13 protein-coding genes and 2 pseudogenes are annotated in these 12,951 nt (G+C 31.7%); 13 read left to right on the top strand and 2 right to left on the bottom strand.

All coding sequences use genetic code 11. From position 1 onward, the window contains the following. Positions 1-410 precede the first annotated feature (410 nt). Complete coding sequence (locus tag NEH74_RS09155) at positions 411-917, bottom strand: hypothetical protein (protein ID WP_262941306.1); 507 nt, start codon at positions 915-917, stop codon at positions 411-413. 601 nt (positions 918-1,518) lie between these two features. On the opposite strand from NEH74_RS09155, the gene NEH74_RS09160 reads away from it, so the two are divergent. From NEH74_RS09160 to NEH74_RS09200, 9 genes and pseudogenes are all read left to right on the top strand, one after another. Then, complete coding sequence (locus NEH74_RS09160) at positions 1,519-2,511, top strand: glycosyltransferase (RefSeq protein WP_262941307.1); 993 nt, start codon at positions 1,519-1,521, stop codon at positions 2,509-2,511. 57 nt (positions 2,512-2,568) lie between these two features. Beyond that, a pseudogene (locus NEH74_RS09165) lies at positions 2,569-2,676 on the top strand (IS3 family transposase); the annotation flags it as partial. 78 nt (positions 2,677-2,754) lie between these two features. Further along, entirely contained in the window at positions 2,755-4,203 is a 1,449-nt protein-coding gene (locus tag NEH74_RS09170; RefSeq protein WP_262941308.1) for a lipopolysaccharide biosynthesis protein, read from the top strand. Positions 4,204-4,216: 13 nt separating this feature from the next. After that, positions 4,217-5,152: a capsular polysaccharide synthesis protein gene (locus NEH74_RS09175; protein WP_262941309.1), complete on the top strand. Its 936-nt coding sequence runs from the start codon at positions 4,217-4,219 to the stop codon at positions 5,150-5,152. Between the two features lie 810 nt (positions 5,153-5,962). Then, positions 5,963-7,156 carry an SDR family NAD(P)-dependent oxidoreductase gene (locus NEH74_RS09180; RefSeq protein ID WP_262941310.1) on the top strand — a complete coding sequence of 398 codons (1,194 nt, stop codon included), beginning with the start codon at positions 5,963-5,965 and terminating at the stop codon, positions 7,154-7,156. Between the two features lie 584 nt (positions 7,157-7,740). Continuing rightward, positions 7,741-8,010 carry a hypothetical protein gene (locus NEH74_RS09185; protein WP_262941311.1) on the top strand — a complete coding sequence of 90 codons (270 nt, stop codon included), beginning with the start codon at positions 7,741-7,743 and terminating at the stop codon, positions 8,008-8,010. Positions 8,011-8,036: 26 nt separating this feature from the next. Next, positions 8,037-8,714, top strand: coding sequence for an IS30 family transposase (locus NEH74_RS09190; RefSeq protein ID WP_262941312.1), 678 nt, complete (start codon positions 8,037-8,039; stop codon positions 8,712-8,714). Positions 8,715-8,848: 134 nt separating this feature from the next. Further along, the gene (locus NEH74_RS09195) at positions 8,849-10,024 is read left to right on the top strand and encodes a CDP-glycerol glycerophosphotransferase family protein (protein ID WP_262941313.1); all 1,176 of its coding nucleotides are present in this window, start codon (positions 8,849-8,851) and stop codon (positions 10,022-10,024) included. Positions 10,025-10,048: 24 nt separating this feature from the next. Next, complete coding sequence (locus NEH74_RS09200) at positions 10,049-10,294, top strand: hypothetical protein (RefSeq protein WP_262941314.1); 246 nt, start codon at positions 10,049-10,051, stop codon at positions 10,292-10,294. A 5-nt stretch (positions 10,295-10,299) separates the two neighbouring features. On the opposite strand, the pseudogene NEH74_RS09205 reads toward NEH74_RS09200, so the two are convergent. After that, positions 10,300-10,500, bottom strand: a pseudogene (locus NEH74_RS09205) (transposase); the annotation flags it as partial. A 167-nt stretch (positions 10,501-10,667) separates the two neighbouring features. On the opposite strand from NEH74_RS09205, the gene NEH74_RS09210 reads away from it, so the two are divergent. From NEH74_RS09210 to tnpC, 4 genes are all read left to right on the top strand, one after another. Continuing rightward, positions 10,668-10,862 (top strand): hypothetical protein, encoded by a 195-nt coding sequence (locus NEH74_RS09210; protein ID WP_055244993.1) that lies wholly within the window; start codon positions 10,668-10,670, stop codon positions 10,860-10,862. Continuing rightward, entirely contained in the window at positions 10,852-11,208 is a 357-nt protein-coding gene (tnpB, locus tag NEH74_RS09215; protein ID WP_212724079.1) for an IS66 family insertion sequence element accessory protein TnpB, read from the top strand. The genes NEH74_RS09210 and tnpB overlap by 11 nt, the downstream gene beginning before the upstream one ends. 108 nt (positions 11,209-11,316) lie before the next feature. Continuing rightward, positions 11,317-11,592 carry a hypothetical protein gene (locus NEH74_RS09220; protein ID WP_262941315.1) on the top strand — a complete coding sequence of 92 codons (276 nt, stop codon included), beginning with the start codon at positions 11,317-11,319 and terminating at the stop codon, positions 11,590-11,592. Continuing rightward, positions 11,592-12,842, top strand: a complete 1,251-nt coding sequence (tnpC, locus tag NEH74_RS09225) for an IS66 family transposase (RefSeq protein ID WP_262941316.1) — start codon at positions 11,592-11,594, stop codon at positions 12,840-12,842. The genes NEH74_RS09220 and tnpC overlap by 1 nt, the downstream gene beginning before the upstream one ends. Positions 12,843-12,951: the final 109 nt, after the last annotated feature.

The raw sequence follows: 12,951 nt of genomic DNA on the forward strand, positions 1-12,951 counted from the left end.
ACCGTAATTATTATCACTCTAAATATCAAACCTAATCTAAATAAGTGGCGCTAGTATAAGTTATATAAACACACTTAGGTTAAGTCGTTATAACAGACTTAATAAAAGGATGCTTCTATATGAAAAAATATAATTTTGAATTCAAATTCATGCTTGTTGTAGTTTATAAAATTGGACGTTCAGTCAAAGCCCTTAATTAGGAATAAGTGGTACGCTTATGATAAGGCTTGTATTGAATCTTTCTATGCCACGCTAAAAAAGAAGAAATATATCAACTCCACTTATGTTACCTTTGAATGGGTTAGAATGGCTTTGTTTCGATAGATGGAGGGTGAAGACCTTTTCTTGATCGAAGATTAGATTTCCTCTGCTAATAAGGAATGGGGATAATTAGAAACGAATTCATGAATCTATTTTTTAATCATTTTAGCTAATTTTTGTGGAGCACTAAAATGTTTACGTCCTTTTTCTTGTAAAAGTGTAGCTAAATCCTCTAACTCTATTTCGGTGATTTCATCAAGTGAATGTGAGTCAGAAAGAAGATCAGGCATAGTTGCACCAAAGATAGAAGTATCTAGTTCTTTAGAGAGCGTATTAAACTTGTAGTAAAGGTTTCTCAAGAAAGTGCTGTCTACATTCTGTGAGTTGATGAACTGTTTGATATCTTGAAAGGGGCAGACGCTAAAGGGTGACATAGAGTTCTTTTTTAAAAACTGTCTTATGTTATTTCTTAATTCGTAAGAAGCCGTCAATACGAAAGGGATCGATTCAATCATTTTATCTTCTTCAAAAAGATCTTTATAAAAATGAATTGCCTTTAGGTTTTGAACCACGACTTCAACGATACCTAAGGATTTTAGTGCAACATCTTCAGATAAAATAGTTGCGGGATGAAAAATGTAGATAGAAGTAGACACCATTCTAATCACGATTTTTTCATAATCAAATGATCGGTGAAAATGGAGAACATTATCTTTGAACGAACAGGCACCCTATATGTTACATGGAACTATAAATTCTTTTAACGTGGTGTCTGAGCTATCAAGAAAATAAACATCAGGCTTTTCATAGCCTTACATCAATACCGACAAATAAATTCATGGATGGACCTCTTTCTTGTGAATAAATTTGGAATAATCTCGGATACGATTGGATATCCCTAAGGTCCAGGATCTAACTACAACCTCGCGTATAAGTATTCTTAAGACTTTAAATATGAGTGCTGCCCTCAGTCTAATAAGGGGAGGAACATAGATAGAATCGATACAGTTTGTGCGTATGTAGAAAAGTTTTGGTCTGGATCACAGTCTTTAAATGTAGTCGAACTACAGGAAGAGAAATTATATTCTTGATGGATTCAATTTCATTACCTATACTATGGAATGTCCAAGTGTATCTGAGACAAAAAGAGATTAACTAACAGAAGTATTTAGGTAAAGAAAACTCATTAAGTTTTCAAAGAGCAATGGATGCCCTAAGTGAAGGGTTTAAACTTATTATAAGAGTGAAGGAGAAATTATGAAGGTTTCCGTTATTGTACCAATCTACAATGTTGAAAATTTTGTAGAAGAATGTTTAAATTCTCTTCGATACCAAACTTTAAGCGATATTGAAGTAATTCTTGTAAATGATGGTAGTACAGATAATAGTATTGGAAAAATTAAACATTTATTGGATAGTTGTAATTATTTTAAATTAATTAATCAAGAAAATGCTGGATTATCTGCAGCTAGAAATACAGGGTTGAAGTATGCAACAGGAGAATATATAGCTTTTGTTGATAGTGATGATTATGTTGAACCAACATTTTTGGAGGAATTATACAATACAGCCATAGAGGATAACCTAGATATTGTCATGGGAGGGTATAAAAAGTTTCAAAATAATTGTTATGAAGAAATAAGAAGAAATTCAAATCTATACGATACCGTTATGACTGGGATTGAATTTTTAAAGAGTGAACTGAAGTATGATGATTATCGTATGGAAGTATGGGATGATTTATATCGATCAGAATTTCTAAAAGAATATAATTTGAAATTTGAAGAAGGTCTATTACATGAGGATGAACTATTTACTCCATTAGCTTTTTTACAAGCAAAACGTGTTAAACTAATTGAAAGTAATAAATATATTTACAGACAAAGAGAAAATAGTATAATGTCTAATACGCCTAACATTAACCATATAAAAAGTTATTCTTTTATTATAAATGAGTTTTTAAACATCTTTGAGGATACTTCATCACCTGATATTAAATATATACTAAGTAAATTATTGATTAATCTATGCGGTGGTTATGAAGTAAAGATCTTTAAAAGTGATAGAAGTGATAAAAAGCTTTTATTAAATAAATTAAGAAATGCTAAATTAATTAATGCTTTAAATTATGGGAATAGCTTATCGCCAAAGCAAAAATTCAGATACTTTTTGTTGAAAATGAATTTTGATATATTTTATTTATATGTTAAAAAAATTTATCAAATAAAGAATAAAGAGGTTAAGCCTTGAATTCTTTAATAAGTCTATTCAAATAAATGATGTGAAACACGAGTATAATTAGGTTATGAAATTGCCGATTATGTTAGCTGGTATAACAATCATAGGATTCACTTTTCATTGGGATATTTGTCCCCAGTTGAGTATCGTGAAAACACTTCTAAAAAAGTTGTTTAGTTTAGTGTTGACACTCCACATTGCCAACAAGATTGTATAACATAATTAAAAGAAAAGATAAATAAAAGAGGTTTTAAAATGAATAATAATATTGGAGAAATAAAGAAAAAGGCTCTTTTTGGAATGTTTTGGAGATTCGGGGAACGAATCACAGCACAAGCTATAAGTTTTATAGTGTCAATTGTTTTAGCACGTATTTTATTACCAGAAGAATATGGTATAGTAGCAATTGTTAATATTTTTATAGCAATTGCAAACGTGTTAGTAACGAGTGGATTGGGAACCTCTTTAATTCAAAAGAAAGAAGCAGATGAATTAGACTTTTCAACAATCTTTTATGCTGGGATAGGATTTTCATTGATTATGTATGGAGTAGTTTATATTTCAGCACCATGGATAGCAAAAACATATGAAAATGAGATTTTGATAATAGTTTTAAGGGTTATGGGGCTTAGATTACCAGTAGCAGCAATTAATTCAGTACAACAAGCTTATGTATCGAGACAAATGATTTTTAAGAAATTTTTCTTTTCAACTTTGTTTGGAACTTTAACATCTGCTGCAGTAGGGATTACAATGGCTATAAAAGGATTTGGAGTATGGGCATTAGTTGCCCAGTATATGACTAACTCGTGTATTGATACAATAGTACTATTTTTTATAATTCAGTGGAAACCAAAACTTATTTTTTCATTTAAAAGATTTAGAGAATTATATTCATTTGGGTGGAGAATTGTAGCTACAGGGCTATTAGGAGAATTTTTTAATCAATTAAAATCTATGCTTATTGGCGGGAGATATTCGTCAACGGATTTAGCTTATTATAACAGAGGTGAAAGTATACCAAATTTAGTGACGACTAATATTAACTCAACTCTTGAATCTGTAATGTTTCCCGCAATTGCAAAAGTTCAGGATAATAAAAAACAGGTTAAACAAGCCGTACGTAGAATGATGAAAATAAGTAGTTTTATTATTATACCACTATTATTAGGAATGGCGGCTGTAGCTGAACCCATTATAAAAATTTTATTAACGGACAAATGGTTGTTTAGTGTTCCTTATTTACAGATAGTTTGTATACAACAATGTTTTGCTATATTAAATGCTGCAAATTTGCAAGCGATTAAAGCCGTGGGACGAAGTGATATTTTATTAAAATTAGAATTAATTAAAAAACCAGTATTTTTAGTATTTATTTTAGTAGCTTTACCGATTAGTCCATTGGCTATTGCAACAGCCAATGCACTGTATACAATACTAGCATTGTTAATTAATTCTTTTCCAAATAAAAAATTGTTAGACTACAGTTTTTCGGAACAATTGAAAGATGTTTCTCCTTATTTGTTACTTGCAACAAGTATGGCGATTTTGGTGTATATTATAGGAAATATTAAACTTAATATGGTTATTCTATTTCCTTTTCAAATTTTTATAGGTATTGGATATTATCTAATAGGAGCAAAATTGTTAAAAATGGATAGCCTCGGATATATATTCGAAAGTCTTAAAGCTATAAAAAGATAGTGAGGGATAGGCATTGAAAAATAATAAAATAAAAAATCTTTTTTTAGGAAAATATACATTTAAGAGCATAATTCAAAAAATAGAAAAGAAATTTATTTTTCGTTTAGATAGAATGATTTATTATAACAAATCAAAGCAATTGCAAGAACATATTAATCATTGGACTACGTACCGTTTTTTAAAAAGAAAATATAAAGAAGTTTTGAATAATACACCAATATATCAGGGAAGTGGCGAATATAGTAATAAGGTTTGGTGGTGTTGGTTGCAAGGTGAGGATCAAGCCCCTGAATTATGTCAAGCTTGTTTAGATTCCCTACGATATCACCTTAAAGATAAAGAAATTATAGTTATTACTGAAATAAATATGTGGGATTATATTGAATTTCCAGATTATGTGATAAAGAAGTATAATCAAGGGATAATTACAAGAACGCATCTTTCTGACTTACTCCGATTAGAATTGTTAATTCAACATGGTGGAACATGGATTGATTCATCAGTATTTTGTACAGGTGAAGGAAAAGATGTATTTGAAAATCCCTTGTTTGTTTATCAAAATTTTAAGAGAGGAGATGAAGCAATTGAGGCCTCTAGTTGGTTAATATCGGCTGAAAAGAATAACCCAATTTTATGTGCAACACGTGATTTGTTATATGAATATTGGAAAAAGAATGATATTCTTGTACATTATTTCTTGTTTCACTTTTTCTTTAAGATGGCAACAGAAAAATATCATGAAGAATGGAAGAGAATGCATACTTTCTCAAATTTACCTCCACATACTTTACAATTTGAAATATTGGATATTGTTTCTCAAGAGAGAATAAAACAGATTGAACGAATGTCTGATTTTCATAAATTAACACAGAAACTAGAGTTACCTTTAAATATTAAAGGAAGTTATTATGAATATATTGTAAATAGACAGTGGAGAATAGCAGATTAAGATTGAAATATTCAGGAATAAATTCTCTTTAAAATATTTTCGGGAATTATGACATTAAATGCAAAAGGTATAAAGTACTAAAATGGTATAATTTAGTATGTGATAATTATGCACTTATTTCATAGACTTGATGTAAATAATTTTCAAATAATTCTTTAGGTTTTTGATAGTTTAATATCTTGTGTGGTAAGGTATTCATCGATTCTTGAATATGTCCAAGAATGGATGAATACGGGTGAGTAAAGTAAATCTTACAACCTGTTTATTCTAAGTTTGAAAGTTCGCTAAACTTCTCATCATATTCATTTTTTTACTTATCTAAAACGCCTCTGTGACAGTTGGACTTGTTTACCTGAAAGTTTAAGGATAATCTCATAGTGAGTGACTCGTTCTGTTAACGTTAAGAGTCTTCTCCACATCCACTACGTTGACTGATCACTGTGTCAATTTCCCAGTATCCAATATCTTCACGATTATTAATCGTATCAGGTCTTTCTTCTCAATTAATCAACGTTTAATTTCACAAGTAATCGTTGATTAAGAACAATCTAAGTGTTTATCAATGGCATTCGCAGATAATCCTTCCTTGCGTAATGTCTCAATTTGTCTATGTTCAAATTTATTTAAATGTTTATTCTTACGCCGTGATGTCTTATACTTATTCATATCCACAGTAAAACCTCTGGTGTAAGGTTTGGGCAAATTCTTTATACCAAAGGTTCTACTATTGATTTTTTATTTTACAATGAGTTTTGCATTTAAAAATTTAATCCGCTATAAGAAAAAAACTAATAAAGGAAGTTGATAAATATGAATAATAAGATTTTCTCCAAAAAAGCGGTAGTAGTTGGTGGAAGTAATGGAATAGGGCTTGCAGTGACTAATAAATTAATTAGTTTAGGTTATCATGTTAATATTCTTGATATATGCGAGCCGAATAGAGAGCTGTTAGGTGATTTTAATGCATATACATATATGTCATGTAATCTTTTAGACTTTGATGAAGATTTATTCCAAAGGTTAAGTTCTGATGATGAAATAGAAGTTCTTATGATTACTGCCGGATTTGGACGGGTAGCTGATTTTGAATATTTACACACAGCGGAAATCGAAAATTTGATAAAAGTTAATACAATTGCACCACTAAAAATTTTAAGTATTTTTTATGAGAGAATCAGATGTCACAAATCATTTTATTGTGGTGTGATGGGATCTATTGCAGGCATGATTAGTTCTCCAATGTTTTCTGTATATGCAGCTTCTAAAGCAGGAATTTATCGATTTATGGAGAGTGTAAATATCGAATTAGAGGTGGCTGGTTTTAAAAATAGAATTCTTAATGTTTCTCCTGGATCAATAAAAGGAACAAAATTTAATGGAGGACAAAATAGTTTAGAGCAAATAGATAGTTTGGTTAATCAAATTGTAAGTCATCTATTTCTTTCGGATACATTATTTATCCCTGATTACGAAACTATTTATAAGGGGGTTTTGGATCGATATAAAGAAGATGGACATACTTTTGGACTTAGTAGTTATGAGTATAAGAAAAGGTCTGGAAGAGAAAAAAATGAGATGAGAGTGAGAATTGGATATTTATCTGGAACATTTGATCTCTTTCATGTAGGACATTTGAATCTACTTAGACGTGCTAAGGAACAGTGTGATTATTTAGTAGTAGGAGTTCATCCCGATGCTAGTCATAAAGGGAAAGAAACTTTTATTCCATTTGAGGAGCGTGTTGAAATCGTCGGTGCTTGTAAGTATGTGGATAAAGTTGTTCCTTCTTGTTCTGAAGATAGTGAGGCTTGGGATTTATGGCATTATACTAAGTTATTCGTTGGTAGTGATTATAAAGGGACGGAGCGTTTTAACTGTTATGAAGAATATTTTAAAGATAAAGGGGTTGAAATTATTTATTTCCCTTATACGCAAGGAACAAGTAGTACTCAGATAAGAAACTCTATCGTCGTTAAGTCGAATGATATCGTAGAAGAGAAATAGCATCAGGCACTTAAATAGGAATAAATCAGCAGTAGAGGAGATGTTAGATTATAGAAAATTAATAAGTTTTAGAAATTATTTTGCTAATTTTTTAATTTCTATAATAGATATGTGAATTGACTATTAGATTTTACAAATTGTAGTGTTTAAAGCTTAGTATGTGACAGTGTGTAATTTTCTAAACTATATATTATAATTATACCCATGGAAAATTGGGTTATTGTTCGGTCCTGAATAGTAAACAGATGAGTTGTTTACTGGAAGCATTTGTTTTAATAAAAAAAGAATAATAAGTATATGTAATATGAAAGATAATGTTAGTATAGTTCTATAGGCACATTTAATTGAAGAAGTTGTTATGATAGACTTAGTAATTAAAGAATGAGAATAAATGAATAACGCAAGAAATGTTACACCTACAAGAGTATAATGAAATCTTATTAGAAAATTTGATTTTGACATAAATATTCATATCCTGAATTATATAATTAAGTCAGGCAACTGGTAAAAATAGTTAATGGTAATAAAAAAGACATAGATGGTACACTTAATTCATCGCCAAACAAATTAAGGAGTTTTCATCTATGTCTTATCATCATATTAACATAAATCAGCTGACAAATATAGAGTCAAATTATTATTTAGGAATTAATGCTCGTGAATGTGCACGTCGCATGAACATTGGAAAAGACAAAGTATATCGCTATTATTGCTTACTCAAACAAGGATTAACAGTTGAAGAAATCTACTCCACTTACAAGCAAAATAAACATCGTTGTGGGAGAAAAGAACGTGTGTTATCAGAACAGAAGTTAAAGAAGATTCATGAGTTATTAGATCAAGGTGGTCATTAGATGCTATTGCGGGGCGTGATAAGCTTATGGGTCATTCAGAAAGGGTCTCAACTAAAACATTGTATAAGCTTGTGAAAAATGGAATCATTGAGGCTAAAAAGCTACGTCGAAAAGGAAAGAATAACCCTAAAAATCACAAAGAAACACGTGGAAGAATCAATGATTGTAAAACGATTCATCAATGTGATGAATGGTATCCCAAAGCTTCGACTAATCAAGAATACGGGCACTTTGAGGGAGATACTATTGTCGGGAAGCATCGTCAATCAGCGATTGTCACCTTAGTTGAAAAGAAGAGTAAATATATTGTCCTATTAAAGGCGAGTCGTAAGAGCCAAGAGGTTAAGGAAGCAACATTAGATTGGCTGAATAAACAGGTAAAAGTGACCATTAAAACGCTCACCTTTGACCGTGGAAAAGAGTTTTCTAAATGGAAAGAAATCGAACAGGAAAGCAAGGTCCCTGTTGAGATTTTCTTTAGTGATCCAGGAGCACCAGGACAACGAGGATTGAATGAGAATTCAAATAGTATCGTTAGACAAGACCTACCGAAATCTACGGATTTATCGATTCACTCACAAGAAAAGTTAAATGAAATTGCGATGAAATATAATCGTGTCCCCAGAAGATCTTTAAACTATTACACACAAGAAGAAATCATGAAAAAAGCAACTGGACTAGACTCGCTCATTCCAATTTCTTAGTTTGTGATCAATAATTGTCTGATTTAAATTGACAATTCAGGAGTTAAATTGTATTTATAAATAATAAAAAAATGAGCTATCTGCTTATAATTTCGGATTTATCCTTGTGAACGAATATTAGGGGAGGAATTTAAATGTTTGAAAAAAGAAGAACATTTGAAAGGAAATGCTTAAAAAAGATAAAAAGAGCAATTATAGGTAGTTTCTATTTACTTCCAATAAAAAAAAATAAAATAGTATTTCAAAATTTTTTAGGGAAAGGATATGGATGTAACCCAAAATATATAGCTGAAGAAATTATCACGGAAAATCTCCCGTATGAATTAGTATGGCTTTGTAATGATTTGCAATCGGAGTTTCCACCATATGTTCGCAAGGTTCGGTATGGAAGTTTACGTGCTTATTATGAACTAGCCACGGCAAAGATTTGGGTAGATAATGTACGCAATGGATTGAGAGTAAGAAAGAAAAAAGGGCAGTATTATATTCAAACATGGCATGCTCCGTTTGGGGTTAAATGTGTGGAAAAAGATGCTGAAAATTTATTGCCGGTCGATTATGTTAAAACAGCAAAGATAGATGGTAGTATAACTGATGTTCTATTAGCAAACAGTTATCTCCAAGAACAACAGTATAAAAGGGCATTTTGGATATCGAAACATACACAAATATTGAGATGTGGTCTGCCACGAAATGATTTTCTTGTAAATAACGCAAATGATAAAAAAATAAAAGATGATTTACGGGAAAAATACGGTTTCTCTAAAGAAAGTTACATCATACTATATGCTCCCACATTTCGCGATGATGGTTCAATGAAAGGATATCAATTAGATTTTCACAAAATATTGAATGCGTTTAGAAAAAAAATGCATAAAGAATGCGATCTTATCATCAGATTGCATCCAAATGTTCAAAATCAAAGTGATTTTGTTCGATATGAAGAACATATACATAATGGATCACTTTACTCAGATATTCAAGAATTATCTTTACTATCGGATTGTGTGATTTCTGATTATTCTACATCAGTTTTTGATTTTGCAATGATGGATAAACCGGTATTTATATGTGCTCTTGATTTAGAGGAATATGAACAAAAGAGAGGGTTATTAAAAGAATTTTATGAATTTCCCTTCCCGCATTCATACAACAATGAAGAATTAATCACTCAAATTACTAATTTTGATAGGGAAAAATATTATGAAAGAGCAAAGAATTATTTTTTAAGCAATCCTATTTATGACAAAGGAAAATCAGCACAAGAATTAGTAAAATGGATGATAGAAAAAATAGACAATAATTTATGAGTTTTCACCAGATGTATATTGCAAGTGAGAAGTGGTTCTTACAATAAAGTAGCTGGAAAAATAGATTTAGATTTATCTCGTGGATTAGCGATTGTTGCTAATGTAATAGAAAATATTACGGATCCTAAAGGGAAGCAAAACGAAACCATTGCTAAGGACTATTTAACACAATGTAACTGCTTCTATATTGGATGCCCATTGGATTATTATGTGGCACTAGAATCCACGTTAAAATTAAAAGAAATTTCTTATATTTATAGAAACAGATAAGTTTTTCACATTTTTTCACATAGTCTTTGAATCACTTCCGAAGGTCTTTCATTGATATGTTGAATAAATCCTTGAACAGCGTTTCTAATCTCATTTATATTTTTATAAAAGACATTATGAATCACAGATTGTTTTAACCATTTCCATAATCCTTCAATTAAGTTTAATTTAGGACTATACGGTGGTAAAACAACAGTTTCAGTTTTGGGGTTGAAAAAAGTAAATTGCATTAATTTTTACAAACAAAAAAGCAGTCATTTTTACAATGGCTGCTTTTATTGTATTATCGTAAGCGGGTAATATAAACCTGTCTATTTTGACCTCCAACTTTAAGCTATACTGTAGCTATCAAAGATTAGGAGGTCAATTTTTTATGAAAGAAAATCCTATTATAGTTCCAGTCACATTGAGTGACTCTAATTTAAAGCCTCATTCAGTATCTGCGACCGTTAAAGATACACCTGTCTGTCACTTTAAAATTAAGGATGCTGAAGTCACGTTTTACAATGGGGTGAATAAGTATATTTTACATGCGGTTTTAGCGGAGATGTCTAAGTATGCTCGTTAATTTTACTATGGTTCAAAATATCTTTATTGTCTGTGGCCACACCGATATGCGTTGTGGGATTGATGGTTTAGCCAATGTCATCACTGATAAATATGATTTAGATTTGTTTAATGATGCCATCTTCTTATTTTGTGGGAGAAAAAAAGATCGATATAAAGCTTTGTATTGGGATCGTGATGGATTTATGTTATTATACAAACGGATCGAAAATGGAAACTTACAATGGCCAAAAGATCAAGATGAAGTTAAGAAATTAACGTCTCAAGAACTCCGTTGGCTATTAGAAGGTCTCTCTATTCAACAACCCAAAGCCATCAAACCAGCTAAAACAGGATGTTTATACTAATAGAAATAAGAGGTTTTTCGACAAAAACCTCTTATTTCTATTTTCATATTTTGTAAGATTAGGTATACTATGCTTAAAACATAAACATTTTGAAAGTAGGCGAATTTGATGACAGAACTTGAACAACAATTAATGGAACAAAATAAAACTTTATTGGCTCAAAATCAAGCACTTCTGGAACAAGTTCGCCAATTAAATGAACAAATTCAATGCATAACTAAAAAACTATTTGGATCTTCAAGTGAGAAGACAAAGGTAGCTGATGGACAAATTTCATTATTTGATTCCGATCATTTTTTGAAGAAACAGAGACAACTGAGGAACAAACCGTCGAAGAGATCACGTATCGACGTAAAAAACAAAAAGGAAGAAAAGCAGAATTAATTAAAGACTTACCGGTCAAAGAAGTTCATTGTCAGTTACACGGTGACGATTGTCGATGCGCTGACTGTGGGAGCGAAATGAAGCAGATGGGAAAAAAGATCATTCGTGAAGAGGTCTGCTTTGTTCCAGCGCGATTATATAAAAAACGATACATTAGCTATACTTATGCTTGTGACTGTCATGATGAATCAATCGAAGCTAAACCCATTCGTTGTGCCGAAACACCAAAAGCTCCGATTCAAAGAAGCTTTGCCGGAGCGAGTGTGTTAGCTGAAGTTTTCCATCAAAAATATGTCTTAAGTATTCCTTGTTATCGCCAGGTATCAGAATGGGCACGCTATGGATTAAGTGTGAGTGATAAAACCCTCTCTAATTGGATTATGATCGCTAGTCATGATTGGTTACGCCCCATTTACGATTTACTTAGAAAAGAGTTGGTGCTAAATCAAGTCTTACATGCGGATGAAACACCGTATCAAATTTTAAATCGAGCGGATGGAAAACCAGCCACTTCTCAGGCAAGAGTTTGGTTATTTAGGACCATCAAAAATACCGAACATCCCATTGCTTATTACCACGCTGACTTAACACGTGAACGTGCGGTGGCAACCACCATCTTAGAAGGGTTTAAAGGCTATCTTCACTGTGATGGTTATTCTGGCTATAAAAATATCCCGAATCTTTCACTCGTTGGGTGTTGGGCTCATGTTAGAAGAAAGTTTTTTGAGATTCCAGGGAACAACGGAAAAGCGCAAAAAGCAGTGGAATACTGCGACAAAATCTTTAGTTTTGAAAAGACCATTAAAGGGTTATCTCCTGAAGAACGCCAAAAGCAACGACAACTGGTGATCAAACCTGTTGTGGAAGAATTTTTTGACTGGCTACAATCGTTCTATGCCATGAAAGGAAAACTTCAAACCGCCGTGATGTATGCCTTAAATCAAAAGGTAGAGCTTTTGCGTTTTTTAGAAGATGGAAATCTTGAAGCCTCGAATAATCTAGCTGAACAAGGGATTCGTCCCATCGCGATTGGTCGAAAGAATTATCTTTTTTCAACCAGTATGAAGGGGGCGACTGCTAATGCGATGGCATACACTATCATTGAGACAGCCAAAGCAAACAGACTAAATCCATCTAAATATTTAAATTATCTTTTTGAAAAACTACCTAATACGGACTTCATTAGAAATCCAGATGTATTGGTGGACTTTTTGCCATGGGCAAAAAGCGTTCAAGAGACTTGTCAGTAACAATATAAAAATAAAAGCTACCAACTCTGTACCTTTAGTTTACAGGATTGGTAGCTTTTTTTGTACCCGTGTTATTATTACGTGCTTACATTTTGACCTCCAACTTTGA

Origin of the sequence: Turicibacter sp. GALT-G1 (genome assembly GCF_025594995.1) — a bacterium.
Lineage (GTDB): Bacteria > Bacillota_I > Bacilli_A > MOL361 > Turicibacteraceae > Turicibacter > Turicibacter bilis.